Annotated in this window: 8 protein-coding genes and 2 rRNA genes; 1 reads left to right on the top strand and 9 read right to left on the bottom strand. The window is 54.1% G+C overall.

Annotated features, from left to right (window positions below):
- Positions 1 to 299: 299 nt before the first annotated feature.
- The gene (locus tag MXE41_RS02065) at positions 300 to 1,916 is read right to left on the bottom strand and encodes an NAD(P)H-hydrate dehydratase (RefSeq protein WP_246977527.1); all 1,617 of its coding nucleotides are present in this window, start codon (positions 1,914 to 1,916) and stop codon (positions 300 to 302) included.
- 1,237 nt (positions 1,917 to 3,153) lie between these two features.
- On the opposite strand from MXE41_RS02065, the gene ppgK reads away from it, so the two are divergent.
- The gene (gene ppgK / locus MXE41_RS02060) at positions 3,154 to 3,930 is read left to right on the top strand and encodes a polyphosphate--glucose phosphotransferase (RefSeq protein WP_247099185.1); all 777 of its coding nucleotides are present in this window, start codon (positions 3,154 to 3,156) and stop codon (positions 3,928 to 3,930) included.
- A 235-nt stretch (positions 3,931 to 4,165) separates the two neighbouring features.
- On the opposite strand, the gene MXE41_RS02055 is transcribed toward ppgK, so the two are convergent.
- From MXE41_RS02055 to MXE41_RS02020, 8 genes are all read right to left on the bottom strand, one after another.
- Positions 4,166 to 6,508: a DHH family phosphoesterase gene (locus tag MXE41_RS02055; protein WP_247099184.1), complete on the bottom strand. Its 2,343-nt coding sequence runs from the start codon at positions 6,506 to 6,508 to the stop codon at positions 4,166 to 4,168.
- A gap of 309 nt (positions 6,509 to 6,817) precedes the next feature.
- Complete coding sequence (locus MXE41_RS02050) at positions 6,818 to 9,031, bottom strand: DEAD/DEAH box helicase (protein ID WP_247099183.1); 2,214 nt, start codon at positions 9,029 to 9,031, stop codon at positions 6,818 to 6,820.
- 376 nt (positions 9,032 to 9,407) lie between these two features.
- Complete coding sequence (locus MXE41_RS02045; RefSeq protein WP_247099182.1) at positions 9,408 to 10,736, bottom strand: ATP-binding protein; 1,329 nt, start codon at positions 10,734 to 10,736, stop codon at positions 9,408 to 9,410.
- 499 nt (positions 10,737 to 11,235) lie between these two features.
- Positions 11,236 to 14,436, bottom strand: a complete 3,201-nt coding sequence (locus MXE41_RS02040) for a class I SAM-dependent methyltransferase (RefSeq protein ID WP_247099181.1) — start codon at positions 14,434 to 14,436, stop codon at positions 11,236 to 11,238.
- 309 nt (positions 14,437 to 14,745) lie between these two features.
- Positions 14,746 to 15,633, bottom strand: a complete 888-nt coding sequence (gene prmA / locus MXE41_RS02035; protein WP_247099180.1) for a 50S ribosomal protein L11 methyltransferase — start codon at positions 15,631 to 15,633, stop codon at positions 14,746 to 14,748.
- A 148-nt stretch (positions 15,634 to 15,781) separates the two neighbouring features.
- Positions 15,782 to 17,218 (bottom strand): hypothetical protein, encoded by a 1,437-nt coding sequence (locus MXE41_RS02030; RefSeq protein ID WP_247099179.1) that lies wholly within the window; start codon positions 17,216 to 17,218, stop codon positions 15,782 to 15,784.
- Between the two features lie 857 nt (positions 17,219 to 18,075).
- Positions 18,076 to 18,191 (bottom strand): 5S ribosomal RNA (gene rrf / locus MXE41_RS02025).
- A 91-nt stretch (positions 18,192 to 18,282) separates the two neighbouring features.
- Positions 18,283 to 18,392 (bottom strand): 23S ribosomal RNA (locus tag MXE41_RS02020); the annotation flags it as partial.

The following is an 18,392-nucleotide window of genomic DNA, read 5'->3' as shown; positions in this document are numbered from 1 at the left end:
AAGTCATCACTGCCTTAAGCTGCACATGGTCTAATTGTGTCAGCAACAGCCCTGAGCCGCCTCCAGTGCATCAGCCATGGCAACTGGCCGGACAGCTGACCTGACAGATGCCGGCACATATGCGCATACGGCCGCGCTGGCTGGTGCAGCCGGCAGCACTGGCTTGAGCAGCCGGCGCGGCTGGTGGCCCCACATGCAACAGGGGCCGTCCCCAAGGTGGAGACGGCCCCTGTTTATGGTGGCGTAAGCGCGGCGCCTGCAGCGGCGCCGGTGCTGGCTGCGCTGCGCTGCGCCCAGAATCAGAACATGATGCGGTTTTCGAGCAGCACTGAGGTGGCGCGCTCGGCATAGGTGGACATATGACCCTGGTTGTGGTCTGCAAGGCCTGGACGCTTACTTACCAGATAGCGCACATAAGGGAGCAGGTCACAGGCAAGACAGCCTACCTCACCTGTATAGTCACCAGAGAGGCGGCCGGCACGGCCATGCACGGCGGCGCCGCAGATAGTGGCGCGGCTGGCAGTCAGGCCCTCGGCGCGCAGCGCGGCAATAATGCCAGTCAGCAGGTCACCCATACCGCCTGAGGCCATGGCAGGAGAGCCTTCACGAATGATGAAAATCTTGTTGCCATCGCATACCAGAGTACCGGCGCCCTTGAGCAGTACGGTACCGCCGCAGCGCTGCTGGAGCTCATAAACAGCCTTGTAGCGGTCTGCATTGATATCGGCAATGGAGCAGCCCAGCAGTCGGGCAGCCTCGCCCGGATGCGGAGTCATAATGGAGTTTGGCAGCACCTGCAGCTCACGGGTACTCATGATATTGAGCGCGTCAGCATCAAGCACCATGGCCTTTTCTGAGGAAATAACCATGTCGAGCAGTTTGATGGCATGCTCATCGGTACCCAGACCTGGACCAAGAGCAATAACGTCAGTCCACTCAATGGCCTCAGCTACCGCATCCAGATCCTCAAAGTCAACAGTCATCAGCTCAGGACGTGCAGCGTTAAGGGAGCCCACATTGGTATGGGCAGTTGCTACCTTTACCAGACCGGCACCGGCACGCAGTGCACCCTGACCACAGATGGCAATGGAACCGCCATAGCCGTGAGATCCGCCAATTACCAGCAGACGTCCGGCACGGCCTTTGTGATCTGATAGCAGTCGTACCGGCAGGTCAGCAATGATGTCCTCATAGCTGTTGAGGTAGACAGGCAGATAGGAAGCGCCTGACTTTTCATCGGAAAGACACTGACCGTGGAAGTAGTTGACGTCCACACCAAGGGAATTGCAGACAATTTCGCCTACATAGTCCACAGCATCGCCTGTTACCAGACCGCTCTTGAGACCTAACATGCACACAGTCTTATTGGCGGTGACACAGGCATGATAGACGTGGCCTGTATTGGCATTAACGCCTGATGGTACGTCTACTGCGATGATATAGGCACGGGTGGAGTTGATGAAGTTAATCCACTCCACATAAGTCTCACGAGGCTCGGTATTAAGACCAGTACCGAGCAGGGCGTCGATCACGATATCAGGGCTGTTACCGTTGTTGGCCTCCTCAATCAGATCAGGCAGCTCATACTCGACCTTACCGCCGAGCTTGATGAAATATGAGCAGGCTGCAAAGGCCTCAGAGTTCTCACGTGGCTTGTCGGTGGCGAAAATACGGAAAGGGATATGATGGCGCATCAGATAGGCAGCCACGATGTAGCCGTCACCACCGTTATTACCCTTACCGGCCAGAACATAAACCATGCTCGGACGTGAGTTTACCTTGCGCATTTCCTCGAAAACGGTACGTCCTGCCCTTTCCATCAAGTCAAAGCAGTGACCCTTGTGGGTTGCGGCATGATTTTGCTCAATGACGCGGATTTCCTGTGTGGAAAAAATATGATGAGGAAGAGAAGACATTAATCGTACTCCAGGATTTACGACGCGACCTCAGCCTTTTGATGTCTCTGAAGTCAGGAAGCCAGAGCCTCTGCACATCTGCCTGCCACGGGCAGCTGACTGCAATGCAGTCTTCAAATGCTGCGGCCCGGCTAGTGCCGTGCTGCCTCGGCAGCTGCAGCTGTGGTTGCTGCACTGCTGCATGGGCTGTCGCATGGGCAGCCGGGAAGCCGGGCCGCCGCTGCGGGATGTGCCTTGAAAATCACCTGCATCTTTCAATGAAGGTCAGTATTTGAACTTGTTGTTTAAACTGAAAGGGCCTCCTGCATGTAACAGGAACACCATACGGGCCATATTATGGTCGTGCATGGCCATGTTTCAGATTCTAACCTAAAGAACAATTGAGTTTGTGTGCTCATACAGGCATTAATTGATGTCAGAACCATGCCTGATCATTGAGTATGAGCATATTAAGTGCCAGTTTTTGCAAAAACCATGGCAAGTGTGCCCAGGCCGCCTGTGGACAAGCCCCGTAGCTCTTACACCTCAAGAGCGCCCGCCCCTTAACACCGTGAAATTCACTGTACGGTACGGCCTGACAGCAGTGCACACAGCAACAGCATGTTTCTCCTGTTTATTGTACTGTCAACATGCATCACCCTCTTTTACCAGACGCTCACAAACATGATAATAGCGATTTGCGTGCACGTGGACGTTCGACCGTTGCAAGGCAGCGGCTTTTGTCTGTTTTTGTGATCAGAGTACTGATTGCACAGAGCGCCATACATACAAAGGCGGTCCGTAAATATATAATTAAAATCAACCCTGCAAGATGAATACTGACACAGCCGTGCCTCAGGTTCTGCCAGGTGGCATCAGCCATAACCTTAAGCCTGCCGTGCTGCAAGCTGTGCATAATTTAGCTCTGCGGCAGGCTGGGCACAGAGCCTCACTGAGTGCTGCGGCAGGCTGAGCGCAGAGCCTCACTGAGCTCTGCGGCAGGCTGGGCGCAGTGCCTCACTGAGCTCTGCGGCAGGCTGGGCGCAGTGCAGCTTAAGTCCTTGCAAGGGTCATCTCACCACATACAGTCACGTGCCCTCAGGTGGTCCTGCAGAGCTGTGGCCTGGAACAACACTGATTTAACAGGAGAGGGATGCAGTCCCTGCAGCCGTAATGGCCATGGTGATCCCCGTTACAGCGGGCTTTATGGTAAAGATCAGCACCATTGCAGGTCCCGGAACTGTTCCCTGAAAACAAGATGGAATTATTAGGTGTAGACATCGGTGGCAGCGGCATCAAGGGCGCTGTGGTTGATACCACTACCGGCAAGCTTTTAACTGAGCGTGTCCGTATTAAGACCCCACAGCCGTCCACTCCTCAGGCCGTGGCCGCAACCATTAAAGAGCTGGTAGAAACCATTGGATACAAGGGCCCAGTAGCCTGCGGCTTCCCTGCCCGCGTTATCAATGGCGTAGTACTTACTGCTGCCAACATCGACAAGAGCTGGGTTAATGTTCATGTCGAGAACATGCTCTCCAAAGAGCTCGGTACCGATGTATACGTTGCCAATGACGCTGACGTAGCCGGCCTTGCTGAAATGTGCTTTGGCGCCGGCCGTAACGAGATGGGCAAGGTGCTTATCGTCACCATCGGCACCGGCCTTGGTACCGCCATGTTCTTCAGGGGCGAGCTTCTGCCAAACTTTGAAATGGGCCACATCATACTCAATGGCGATGATGCCGAGCGTTACTGCTCCGATTCTGCCCGTGAAAAACTCGACCTCAAGTGGAAGGAGTTCGGCAAGCGCTTTAATGAGTACTTAAACCGTATCGAATTCCTGGTCCAGCCAGATCTCTTTATCCTGGGCGGTGGCGCCTCCAAGAAGTTTGATAAGTTCTCTGATCGTTTAAGCGTAGGCTCAGCCCGCGTTATCCCTGCCGAGACCCTCAACCTGGCCGGCATCATCGGTGCTGCAATGTACTGCGAGCGCCGTCTTAACGAGAAGGTTCAGAGCAAGAGCAAGAGCTCCAGTTAAGAGCGCATAGCCGGCAATTCAGGTCCATGTCCGGCCCCTGACCAGGCCTGGCCGGGCAGAGCCATGACCTGCATTGTCCCTGACTGGACTTCACATAACGCAAAGCCCTGATATGTAAGACATATCAGGGCTTTGCTGTTTTCAGGACGACTGGCAGAGCGCCGGCTGGCGCAGCCAGGTGGCTGCAGCGGTGTCTGGTGGCTGCAGCTCCGGCTACGGCGGCGACGGCGGCGGGCTAGAACGGCTCGATGGCGTCGATGTAGAGCTGGAGACGTTCGCGGTCCATGTAGCGGTCGATACCCAGGGTATAGACAGCGCGAACACGTGAGCCCTCGGTAATGGCTTTTTCTTTGGCATTGGCTCTGAACTTGATGCCCTCGACCACACGGTTGCCCGGTGAGCGCAGAATGACCTTGAGATGGCGGTTGCGCAATATGTTGACGCTGTCTACCAGGAACTCGCCGTCAAATACCGGCTCCTCAAAGTCCTTGCCCCATGGGCCGAAGTATTCAAGATCACGGGCAAAATCAAGGCACAGATAGGCATCAGGCAGCAGACACTCGCTTACTACTGACTCCTCCTGCTGAGCATCCCCCCTGCACTGGGCGCAGGCAGCACTGAAGAGTACTTTGAAGCGCTCCAGATCACGGGTACGGATAGAGGCACCGGCTGCTACGGCATGACCGCCACAGGTAAGGAAAATATCAGGATCCTGCTCTTTAATCAGGGCAAATACCTTCATGAGATCGGTGCCCTTAACCGATCTGGCTGATCCTACCAGCGGGATGTCGCCCTCGTCCTCATAATGCTCAGTATCATCAAAGAGATCACAGGTCATGCTCGGCATAATGCCCGAGGCAGCTGAAACCAGCTTGGCCGAGTTTCTTACCCTCATGCCCACATTCTCAGGAACTTCCTCCTGAGCGCCAAAGACTTTGGACTTAAGGCCCGGCTCCAGCACGTCCTCATCACTGTCCAGACCATCGTCATCGGTTGCAGCGGCTGCTCCGGTGATACCAGTGGTGCCGGCTGCAGCGGCTGCTCCGGTGGTACCGGTGGCACCGGCTGCAGCGGCAGCTGCATCAGCAGCAGGCATCTGCAGAGCCGGTGGCACTGAGGAGCCGTTGTTGTCGATGATGCCCATGAGGTTGATATTGCTGTCATCAAAGGCGGCATTGTCGGAGCTGAAGATAATGCATGGCTTGTTGTAGCGCTCCTTGATACGGTTGGCTACCAGTCCGCACAGGCCCTTTAAGAAAGAGTCATCGTACAGAACAATGCCGTCATCCTGAGCCATGGACAGGCTTACGGCCTGATCAAAGCTGTTGTAGGCATCAGCGATATCATCGGCATCTGAGTAAATCAGACGGTCATTGGTATTAATGCGGTCAGCTTCGGCAGCTGCTGAGCGCAGCATGGCCATGTCAGGGGCTCCCGCCATGCCAGGCACTCCTGCATTTCCGTCGGTGCCGGTACCGGCGTCGGCGCTCTTGCTGCTGTCTGCACTCATGGCGGCACGCAGCTCCTGAGCTCTCAGGCGCTCTTCCTTATACAGGGCAAGGGCACGGCTGATCATGATCTTTTCATGGTCCATGCGGCGCTTGTTGCACAGGTCGAGCTGACGGGCAAAGAGCATGGCCAGATTGAAGTCGTCATTGGTCAGATTGAGAATGGCCGGATTCTGAGCAATGTTTATACGGGTAGCGGCGTTAAAGCGCGGACAGAGCTCATGGGAGATGTTTTTGACCCTGATCTTTGCCGGATCTACCTTGAGGTAGCTCAGCAGCGCCTGAATGCCAGGAATGCTTTTGCCCTTGCTGATACGCTTCATACCGGCCTTGATAATGCGCCTGTTGTTGGTATCAAATGACATGACATCGCCAATGGTACCAAGAGTAACCAGATCAAGGAACTGGCCCATACTTGGAGAATCCTTGAGGCTGGCGTAATAGCCCATTTCAATAAGACGGGAGCGCACGGCACTCATGACATAAAAGAGTACTCCGGCACCGCACAGATGTTTGGACGGGAAGGTGTCATCACGTCTTTTAGGATCCACCACGGCATCAGCATCAGGCAGAGTGGCCTGCACTTCATGATGGTCAGTAATAACCACACTGATACCATGACGGCGTGCCAGGGCAACGGCATCAAAGGCGGTAATGCCATTATCAACGGTCACAATGAGGTCAATGCGCGAGTGAATGGCGCGCTCGACAATGCGGGTATTAAGACCGTAGCCGTCAGCATAGCGTGAGGGCACGTAGTAGGTAATGAGGTTTTCATTGACACCAAAGGCCTTGAGACAGCGCACGCCCAGAGCGGTACCGGTCATGCCGTCGATATCGTAATCGCCGGCAATCATGATGCGCTTTTTGTCCATAATGGCCCGGGCAATGATGGTCGAGGCCTTGTCGATATCGGTAAGACGATCAGGCGGGAAAATGTTCTTGAGACCTACCTCAAGATCATCCTGGCTTTTGACACCACGACGGGCAAGGATCTGGCGCAGCACCGGATCACACACCAGGGTGTTCAGGTGTGAGTCGTCAACATTGGCTCGTCTAATGATCTGCATTAAAACCTCTTCCCGAATCTTATCTCGATCGGATCAACGTGCGGCCTGACAGCCGGTTAAGCAAGGATAATCATTTGCTCCAGGTGCGGCTTACCTGACAGGCATATGATACCTGGGGCTAAAATACTACATTTTTCCGCATCCTGCGGCTTTTGCCATAGTCAGTGAAAAAAACAGTTACATAAGCGCTTATTTAAGGGCCACGCCCCAGCTGACAGCGCCCGCCCCGCCACAGCATCAGCTGTGCGGTGCAGGCCCGCCTGCCCGCAGGCCTGCTGGCCAGCCAGCCGGGCCGGCTGCCATGACGTCTCAGAGCTCGGAGGCCAGGCGGTCAAAGAAGGCCAGTGCTCCATCCATATCAAGATGGGTATGGGCATAGGTGATGTACTTGAGATCGGCTGGCAGATAGCAGTTGAACTTCTCCCAGTCCAGATTCTTCACCTTCTTGAGCAGCTCCTGAGGCTCTACGGCGCCTCCGGCACGGATAGCGTTAACTGCAGTCTTGAGATTATTGAGGCTGGCATACTCAAGCTCAATGTGAGAGCCGTTGCGGCTGGCATCAATAGAGTGACGATTGAGCAGCAGCACCACAGTCTCAAGAATGCGATCACCCTTCCATGGAAACAGCGCAAGTCCGGCCGGTCCTGTCACCATTACCTTTTTATCAAGCTCATAGCGGAAGAAACAGGCTCTTCCCTGCTCAAAGTTTTCGCGGGCCACTCTGTCCAGACATGGAGGAGCCTCACCTGTTATGTAGATACGGTGCATTTCCTCACGAATGGCATCATGCACCTGACCGCCCACACCTGAAAGAGGCAGGCCGCTGGTCTTGGACTGGCTTGGCTTTACGCCAATGACACGCTTGTGCTCGTTAAAGTAGATAACGCGCCATGCCTTGCCGGCAAAAAGGAAAGTCTCATCTTCAGAGAGCGTGCTCAACAGCGGAATACGGCCAATGGTCTTGCCCTCAAAGTCGATGCGGTAGTCCCTGTTATTGTTAAAGGCCGCAAAGAACTCGTAATTGGATACCAGCTTTTCGCCCTCAAGACCAAGGGTCAGGGTACCGTCCTGCATCTGAATGATGAGATCGTATTTGCCCAGCTCACGCAGCAGACGGGCATACATGTCCGGTGTAGTCATGCCAAAAGGACCAGTACGGCACAACAGCGCATACAGGTTGCTTGCCGATGCAGAGCCATGGGAGGCAATGACTGACAGAGTCTGCTGAATCAGAGTGGAAAAGCCGTACTCCTTTTCAAGTGGCGGCTCATACCAGCGCTGGAGCAGCAGGTTTACTGTGGCAGCGCTGAGCACAGTGTCCTCACAGAGCATGGAGGACAGGCGGTTGATAGCCGGATCGTACTCAGGAATAAACAGGCGCAGTACAGCTGTACCGTCACGGCGGCCAGATCGGCCCAGACGCTGACGCAGGGAGGCTACTGTTACCGGCGGAGCAAACTGGGCAATGGACTGCACATCGGAAATATCGATACCCAGCTCCAGAGTTGAGGTACAGATAGCCGTGGTCGGCATGCGGCCGTCCTGCAGACGGTGCTCCAGAGTTTCACGCAGTTCACGCGAAAGCGAGCCGTGATGAGGGAAGAACTCCTCAGGCACCATATTGCGATGGCAAAGATCACGCAGAGTGGTAGCCAGCTGCTCAGTATCAGCACGTGAATTGGTGAACACGAGATTGTTCTTGCCGCGCAGCAGACGGTAGATATCGGCAGCTACTTTTTCAATGGCCTGAGCATGCATGACCGGAGTAATAAGACGCGGCTCCTGCTCAAGAGTCTTGGGAATGCTGTAGCCCAGAATTTTAACCGCCAGGGCGGTAGTGGTATTGGATGATGCAGTTACCAGACAGCAGTCGGTGTTGGAGCTGTTACCGGCACGCAGATAGGAGGCCACAGAGCCAATGTCACGGGAGAAAGTAGCTGAGATGGCTATACGCACCGGAATCTTGTGAATCAGGTTTTCAATGCGGTGCAGCTGGGACTGCAGCTGATAACCACGGCTTTTGCCCATCAGGGCATGGAACTCGTCGATAACGATATAGCTCAGATCCCCAAATGCTTCCTGAAAGATTGATTTCTGATTGATGAGCAGAGACTCAAGAGATTCAGGGGTGATAAGCACTATACCTGAAGGGTCCTTGAGCAGGCCGCTTTTTCTGTTGACGGCCACATCACCATGCCATGGGGTAATTTTGATGCCCACAGGCTCTGCCATGTCCATAAGGCGGCGGGCCTGATCGTTAATCAGAGCCTTGAGCGGACTGATGTATAGAACTGATACGCCCTTGATTTTCTTTTCGTGCTGCTTAATCCAGGTAAGCACAGGCAAAAATGCAGCCTCGGTTTTACCAGAGGCTGTCGAGGCTGAGATGATGACATCCTTTTTGTGCTCCAGTACCGGCCTGATAGCCGCTTTCTGAATAGGATGCAGATCTTTCCATCCCTGTCTGCCAATCCAGCGGCAGATTAGAGGGTGAAGCATTGCCAGATAATCTTGATCGGCCATGACAGCCTCCCTGAAATTTGAAAACCACACAGGCCCACAGTGCAGCCGACACCGCCCGCCCCGAAGTAAGGCTAAGGCCTGACTCATGGGCAAGGTGCAGCGCCAGCAGGCCGGGCCCATGGCCTGCCCCTGGCCTGGTGCAAGGCCACGCCAGGTCCGGTGCCACGCAAGGCCCAGGCCCAGGTCCCTGGCCTGGTGCCGGGCCACGCCTTGCTGGCCTGAGGTGGTGAGCGCAAGATGTGCGGTGATGGAAATAAGGACTGAAAAGATAGTGAGCGTAAACGATCAGGCCCACCGCAGGTCCCCTTATGAAGTCCCTGAGTGGGCCTGAATGGGCAGCATCAAAGCAGGAGCTGGCCTGCAGCTGCGCTGAAATTTAGAGCTGGAAGGTTACCAGTTCGTCATCGTCATTGCTGTCATTGTTCACAGAGCCGTGGCCCTGGTTGAGAGTTACCAGGGAAGGATCAAGCTCGTTTTCCAGGGTAATGCCGGAGATCAGGGACTCCCACTTGATCTCAGGGTTCTGCTCGATAACGGAGAGCAGATCAACAAAGGCCTTAATGGTGTTACGTGGAGTTCTGAAGTAAGACTCACCAATGTTCTGAGAGCAGTGACGCAGGAATGCGGTCAGAGCCTCATCTGGCAGCAGATACCTGGACTCATCACCATTGGCAAAGACGTTACGGATATTGCTCAGCAGTACGAACAGCTCCTCTGGAGAGAGGTTTTCAAGCTTGAGCACAGGACCGTGGTAATCGACCACGTTGGCGATCTCGGCAAAGGTGTTTTCAGCAAGACGGGAGCGCAGAGCTTCGTAGCTGTACAGGCCCTTTCTGGTATCGCACAGGAAATCGGTGGTGCCACCGAGCATGAAGCCGATGTTTTCGGCTGTTCCCTGCAGACAGTCATTGAGGATGCGCAGGATCTGCTCGTAGTTGGCACTGCGGGAGCGTGAGGATGGCAACTTGTAGAGATTTACCATCTCATCGAGGTTGACCAGCAGACCCTTGTAGCCGGCCTGACAGACGAAGCGGGCCATGAGCTTGAGGTGATCGTAAATGGAGCTGTCAGTAACAATGCCACGAACGCCCAGCTCGCTGCGGGCTTCAGTTCTGGTGGCATACTCACCGCGCAGATAGCGGATAGCAGACTGCTTGAGATCGTCATTACCAGTGTCATAGCCCTCATAGTAACGGGCTACTACCTGAGCAAAGTCAAAGCCGTCTACCAGCTCAGACAGGGAGTGCAGACGCTTTTTGATCACGCTCTCAACGCTCTCGCCTGTTTCTTCAGCTGCGGTAATCTGAGTGGTGATGAACTTTTCGATTACCGGAACAATGGCATTGCCCTCAGGGTGAGCGCGGGTAGCCATGTTGCGCATCAGTTCCTGATAAAGAGAACGGGCCTGACCGCCTGATGCCTGCAGACGGCGATCCGGAGCCAGATCAGCATTGACCACCACCATGCCCTTTTCCAGAGCCAGGTAGCGCACCAGCTGTAAAAAGAAGCTCTTACCGGCACCAAAGTCACCTACTACCACCTTGAAGGTGCTGCCGCCATTACAGACTCGCTCGAGCTCTTCAATCATGGCCTTAACTTCGTTTACGCGGCCTACCTGTATATGCTCCAGACCTACTCTGGGGGTAACGCCTGCGCGCAGTGACTGAATAATTGCAGCACGCTCACGAGGTCTAATTCTGGCCATTTTCAGCTCTCCTCAAGACTGTCAACTGAAGTATCCCTTGATATCAGCCTGCAAAATGTTTTTCATGTCATATGCCTGTATGAAAAAGCCTCATTTACAGGCGCGGTCTTCAATTAAGACACCTTGACATGCACGGCTGCCTGCAGACGGCACTTCCTGTCCGGCTGCACTTGAAACATTTTGTTCAGGGGGTCTAACATTATAGCCCATTTTTTCTTATCACCAGGCAAGGACTGCATGTCCTGGCGGCATTTTCACACCGGCACAACAGCGTTTCGTGACCGCTACGGAAAAATAAGGGGCAGCAGCCTTTTGGCCCTGCCCCAAAGCAAATAAGCTCAACTGACCAGTATCACAAGGAGGCGCCCGCCCATGCAGCCTCACAGCTGCCTGCGCCGACAGTGCACTGAGGCGCCTGGGCGCTGCCCCGCCGTCCCGCCGCTCTGGCGCGCGCAAGGCAGCAGCCGCTGTCAAGGCGCATGAGCGCCATGCGTGACGATCAGTCGGAGATTTTAAGGAAGATTGTGCCTCTGTCGGCATCACCAACAGCATGGGAATCTGAGTCAAAGCGGCTGACATAGCCATGAATTTCATCGGCACGGGCCTGACTGAGCATGGTTACCAGAGACTCAGGCAGACAGATCTCACTGATGCCACTGCTGCTCTCCCCTGCAGCTGCAAGCAGACTCTTACCGGCCTGTGCAGCAGTAACGCTGTCATTCATGGCAGTGATCCTTACATCGCGTGCAAATGGGAACAGTCTTATGTACTTGCCGGCTACGCTGCTGTCCTCAAAAGCGTAGTTGGCGTTGAAGATACACAGCAGACCGTTTTTCTGAACCAGACTGTCCAGGTAGCCTGCCAGACTGTCAAACTGGGCAAAAGGATAAATACTGCTGCAGTCTTTCATACCAACAGTATCAGGATGACGGCACAGCACAGTCATGGCAGTTACCATGTTGAACCTTCTTTCGTTTATGTCAGGTTCTATTCCCCTTCTGCTGGCCTGCTGATCCTCGTTCATGCTCTTAAGAATACAGTTTTTAAACTCCTGAGAATCAGCAAAGGCCATACTGCCTTTAAAGCCATTGAAAGCAACATCAACGGCAAAAGTATGGAGCATGTTATCGTCTTTGAGCAGGGCAGCATCCTGAGCACTGCGGACCCAGCCGGCATACTTAACAGCATCTTTGGGATTACTTGCGAGATTTACTGCCATCTGTCGGGCACTGGCAATAGCATCAGGGCTGATATCAATGCCGCGTACACACTGATTATTAAAGAGAGTTAACAGCTCACAGGCCTCCTGCCCGCGCGAGCAGCCAAAGCTGAGAATGCATGCTTCCTGATTGACGAACAGTCCATGATCTCTGTTTAAAGCAGGCACAGAGACCCTGCTCAAATCAGCCTGCAAGGCAGTGGAGCTGACAATGTCAGGTCTCAATGCAGCGCTGGTAATCAAAGCCAGGTACTGCAGGAAAGCCCACTGCACCTGATAGCGCTGAGAACTGGTGTAATTGGACAGCTGAGCCACCTGCAGCCCGTGGTCTGTCTGGGCAACAACGCTTTCAGCCCTGCTCAGTTTGCCAGGGTATCTGATGCCCGGGACTGTATCAGTACCCTTGCGTGCGGTATGGGCAGCGGCCATGTCCACCATTACAGCCGCGCTCTGGCGCACCATAAGATCGGTAAGGACGTTAACTGCTGTGTAATCAAAGCTCGATGCAAGACGGCTGAGCTCACATTCAGGTCCCTTTTCAAGTATGCCTCTGAGGCTCAGCTGTGGCAGGTGCAGTCCGGCACTGCCCGGCTCTGCTCCTGGCGCGCCATAGTGCCCTACCTCATTGAACATGCGCATCAGACCTTTGTCATGCAAGGCAGGATACATGGACATGGCAAGAGGCAGGTTGATATCAGTAAAGTCCAGGGAGGCTGCGTTGAAGATGGCAAAGTCCTCCATGGACATGGAGGCTGAGCGGTCCATATCAATGCTCAGTCCCAGACAGGCAATACCATGACCAAGAGCCATGATTTGCTCAAAGACACTGTCACTTATCATCAGGTCAATGTTAAGCGAGGCAAAATCACTGTACTGATAATCAATAATGCAATCATCGATTACCTGAGCATACTGCTTACATCTGCGATGCATGGCGGCGTTGTACCAGCCACCATCAAGACATTCAGGGAAAGGAGGCAGGTCTTCCTGGGCTTTGAAAAGCTCTGTCTTGATAAGCTCAAAAACAGCCTGATTGAGTGCCCCGGTAACAGCTGATCCGGCACTGACAGCGCCTTTACCACTGACGCCTTTACCACTGACGCCATTGCCCCTTATGCCTTTGCCCCCGCAGCTGCCAGAGGCCATACCCTTAAGGCCCCTTTCGAGCAGACTCTCAGTGGCTCCGGAAATAACCGTATCTTTGTCAAAGCAGTTGACCCATGAATACCAGCTGCTGCCCATGAACACCACAATACGGGCCTGAGGCCAGAGGTCACGAAGCCGTCTTAACAGTGATGCACCCCATGGACTGATGCCAAAGGCAAGACTGCGTACCAGCAGCTGCGAGCTTACAGCCATAGTAAAAGGACGGCCCTGAGGGCCAAAAAGTCCAGCCATGGCATCAGTATCATCAGCAAGCTGTCTTACCTGGGCATATTCAGGCCTGCGACTGGCGCTGCAGGCAGCCGCCCCGGCCCCTGCTGCGCCTGCAGCTGCACCTGCAGCTCCGCCGGTGATGCCGCCGCTGCAGCTGCAGTCCGGGCAGCATGCCGGGTCATCCTGACAGCCATGCCTGTCTGCGCTGCACTCATCAGATCCTGCTGACAGGCTTTCATTCCACTTGAGCCAGCCGCTTAACAGAGCAGCAGTGCTGTTAAAGCTTATCGAGCTGGCGGTTCGGTTGAAGCTCAGATAGCCGTTGAGGCCCTCTTTCATCCCTGCAGCGCTGATGCCCAGCTTCTTGTAGAACTCAGCAAAATCCTCAGCAGCCGCAAAGCTCTCACCTGCAGCAGGCGCAGCTGCAGATGCCTCATGGTTATCACAGCTTTGGCCCTCCTGGACCTCAGGACTTACCAGCCACACTGACACTGCAGAAGGCATAATCTTCTCAAGCAGCAAGGAGGCATGGCTGCTGCCAATGTATGCACTATCTGCACTGTCTGAGCCCTCAGAGATTTCTTTTAACAGTGAGCTTTGAGCCTGAACATTAAAGAGCATGAAAGGCGGACAGTTCTCACGGGTCAGCAGGGCAATGAGTGACTCGTTGAGACAGAGCTGTCTGGTAATGTGGGTATGGAAGAAAAAGAAGATGAAATCAAAATGGCTGCAAATATAGGAGCAGTCCAGATCAGCCCCCTCATCAAGGGTGTAGAAATCACAGCTGTCCATGAAGCTGGCTGCAGCAAGCACACGGCTGTCTGAAGCAGCCGAGTTGTCATTGGCCTTATGCACGGCATCAGGCTCATCCTCTGGAGCTCCCGGTGCCTGACAGAGCACCTGACAGACATCATCAAGAGCAAAGCGCACCTGTCGGGCCAGCATGGCAGGCAATGACAGCAGACGGTTATATGAAGAGCCTTGCAGCATATCTCCTGCAGTGCCAGACCTGGTGTTCTGACTGAAGCCGTGACTGATGCGGTTATCACTTACAGACTGGGCAGCCAGACTGTCACTGTTAAGTACCAGAATCTTGATTTTCACTGATCTGTTTCCTTTTGCGGGCACCATCTGGATCGCCAGAACTACAGCTGTTAACCGTATCTGTACGAGCATATGGTGCTCTGACTATCCTCAATGCTTTCATGTTATCTGACCATCAGAGCACATGGTAGTGGCTGATACAAATAACGAGGGCCCTGTCCCGTTTCAGAACAGAGCCCCAGATATGGCTATGGCCATGACCCTCGCCGTACATGTTCCATGTCGGCCATGGCCCCAGGCCATGGCTCACAGACCATGGCACTGCCATGGCAACTGACAGACCGGCAGCAGCCGGTGCGGTCGGGAGGATTACTGCTTGCGTGTTGCAGCGATCAGTACCCACTCCTTTTCATTCTTTGTGTAGTCGATGGTGAAGTCCTTTGAGTATGCGTCGATGACTTCCTGAGCCTGGCTGTCAAGAATACCAGAAAGTGCAAGGCGGCCGCCCGGGGCACACAGAGAGGCAATCACAGGCTCAAGCTCAGCCAGAGGACCGGCCAGAATATTAGCCACTACAACAGGACACTGAGGCACGCCACTGCTGTCACCCTCAAAAAGCTCAAGACGGTCAGCTACCTGGTTGCGCTGAGCGTTGTCGCGGCTGGCCAGAATCGCCTGAGGGTCAATATCGATACCGTAGGCCCGGGCAGCACCAAGCTTGAGGGCGGCAATGGCCAGCACGCCTGATCCGCAGCCAAAGTCCACTACCTCACGGTCCTTTAACTCATCGCCAAGGGAGTCAAGGAAGCCCAGGCACATGTGAGTAGTAGGATGTGAGCCGGTACCGAAAGCCAGACCAGGATCAAGCACTACGCTGATGCCTTCATCGATGGTGCACCATGAAGGGGTAATCCACAGATTCCTGCCGCACTTAATTGGCTTGAAGTTTTCCATCCAGGCACGTACCCAGTCTCTGTCCTCAAGATCATGGGCAGCAATTGGATAGTGGTCGCCATAAAGCTGCGAGAGATAGGAAACTACAGGATCGGTGTCAGTACCCTTCTCAAAAAGTCCAATAACACGGGTATTAGGCCAGACGCGCTGCTCACCTGGTTTTGGCTCCAGAACAGGATCGTCTTTAGCGTCCTCAAAGGTTACGGAAACTGCTCCCAGAAAGAACAGAATATCGGAAACCTCTTCTGACTTCTCACCATCGGTGATAAGGGAAACCTGTTTCCATTGCTGATCTGTAGTCATATAAACCTCAAAGTAAGGGCCCGTCCGGGCCCTGAATGAACAATCTGTTCGGGCTGCCCCTGCAGCCCCGGCTGCCGATGCCGCCCCTGCCGTGCATGCAACCGGGTGGCCGTCTGGACATACCGGGCCCAGGCCTGCTGGCGCGATGCTAGGAGCCATTATCGTGAATGTATGGCATTGGCTCGATTTTAAAAGGAGTACTCAGCGGAACCTCGTTCTCGCCCTGAGCATAGTTGTTTTCAATGAACTTGCTCAGACGCTGGTGGAGAAATCGGCTCTGATCACCTACATCGCACAGGTAGAGCTTGTTCACACTGTCTATGAGCATTTTGTTGGGCACCAGCGAGTTGAGAGTGGTCTGGGACACCAGATCCATGTTGACAACCTGGATATACAGCCAGCTGCCATCCTCCTCAACATCGGAAATATTACTGATACCCCCAAGGGCGCGCAGCCATGCAAGAAGCACCAGCTCCGGTGAACTGTTGGCGTTAAGAGCATAACCGGTGGCTATGTTACGCAGCTTGCGGCGGCGGTCCAGAATACTGTCACGCTTGAGTACCATGGAAAGCTCAATGATCACGCATGGCAGCAGTACTGCAAAGCCGACCAGCACTCCGAAATTGCTGTTATCCATGCTGAAGAAGCTGCGGGCTTCGTTGTAGTTCAGATCAGGCAGGTAGAGGTTTTCTACAGTAGTAATGGCCGGTATCTGCATGTAGTACGAAAGCAGGAAACAGCACATGCCTGTTATAAGCAGGGCACCAAAGGCTCCCGGAAAGAAGATAAGCAGCAACAGCAGCGTCAGTGAGACGCAGGTGCCTATTGAGCTGGTCATAATGCAGATTACTACCAGCAAGGTAAGAAAGAGTTTGACGTGGGAGCGGGTAAACAGTGATCTGAAGAAAATGGTGGCTGGCAGAGCGAATATATTGCACACAATGACTGTGTTAACAAAAGAGGTAACCATGCGGCTGTGATAGCTTACAGAGACCAGATTTCCCAGCATGTCATGCATGCCCAGAGACTGCAGCAGTATGTAAAGAGGCACATAGATTACCGAAAGCAGACCGTCACCAAAGGTCCCCTCCATGGTATAGAGCACGAAGACATCAATCTGCCTGACAATGAAAGATACGGAAATCATGGTGCTCAGAGGCAGCCCTGCCACGAAGAACAGGGTAACAATCATGCGCCTGGTATGGTTGCTAAATCCGTCCTCCTCCATTGAGTCATAGGGGAAGAGCGCCAGCAGCGACGACACTGCCATCAGCACGCACACAATGGGGCTGTCAAGAATTTCCGGCAGATGAGCCGGCAGTAACATCAGGGAGAGCACATAGACAGTGGTTACCGTTGCCAGCTGAAAGACCCGGTCAAAGGCAGGAACCACCATGGCCACTGCAATGACAAAGAGGCCAGGAAAGAAGATACGTGCGGTCAGCAGCAGCACCTCGCGCTGACTTGCATCGAGCCCCGGAGAGGTAGCCGGACTTAAAGCCCAGGTGCAGATAGCCAGCATCATCAGCGGCAGAAGGATCAGAATACTTCTCTGCTTGTAGGTATAAGGCTGAAAAATTCCCAAGTCGCCCTCTCACAATGCCGGACCATAACCACCCCCCACATACATAAGCTCAGCATGGCACGGCACGGCACGGCAAAGCACTGCACAGCACAGATCCGTCTCATGATGACCTGGCTGCGCTGCAGCCCTCTTTACCCGGAGCCCGGCTGTCCGTCAGCAGCAGCTGACACGCACAAGCAGCAGACACAGCAACGCGGCAGACGCTACAGAGGCTTTCGAGCAGCAGTTACAGCATATGCTGACACAGCTGCAAATAAGCTGAATAATCAGGGGATATCGCAAGGCCGCTGCCCCCAGGCGGGCACAGCAGCATACTGATGATATTCATCAGAATATGGGCATTATATCAAAAGGGCTGCACTCGCCAGTGATTTCAGCGCCAGGTGCCCCTGCCCCGACAACCTCAACTGCTACGGCACCGAATCCGCAGCCGCAGCCAGCAGCGCTATGTCAGATGTATTGAGGCTCGCAGAATGACCACCTGGCCGGCAGTCCGGCAGGCGGTGCTGGCCCTGCTGCAGGCGGTACTGGAAGCTCCATAGAGCGCAGTGTGGGAAGAACAGATAGGATGGAATGGGATGGGATGGGATGGGATGCGATGGAGTGGGATGCTGCGCAATGAGAGGAAGCGGAGGCCGGCTCCATGCCTGGATTCTTGAGCTGAGATGCCATGTATGCTTTATATTCAGTAACAGAAAGTGTCAGGCTGGGCTCTGGATGGCTGCAGAGCAGCTGCTGCCCGGGACGGGCTGGGACGCAGGGCCAGACCGGCCCGGATGAGGTGGGATTTATGGGATGTGCAGATGCGACAAAGCCCGCTGAGTTTCTACTCAGCGGGCTTTGTCAGGAAAATTTAAGCCTGGCGATGACCTACTCTCACACAATCGTACGTTGCACTACCATCGGCGTTACTGCATTTCACTTCTGTGTTCGGAATGGGGACAGGTGGGACTACAGCACTATGGTCGCCAGACAAATCTGTATTTAAAAATGTTCAGTACAAGCTTTGTGCTTAACTCTTTACTATCTAATGGTAACCTTGCCTTTAAACCTTTCGGGGTTGTATGGTCAAGCTTTCGGGTCATTAGTATTGGCCAGCTTCACGCATCACTGCGCTTCCACATCCAACCTATCAACGTCGTAGTCTTCAACGGCCCTTATGATTTAACTCGGA

This window comes from Anaerobiospirillum sp. NML120449, from assembly GCF_023051105.1.
GTDB lineage: Bacteria > Pseudomonadota > Gammaproteobacteria > Enterobacterales > Succinivibrionaceae > Anaerobiospirillum.
This window is presented reverse-complemented; position numbering and strand designations above follow the sequence as displayed.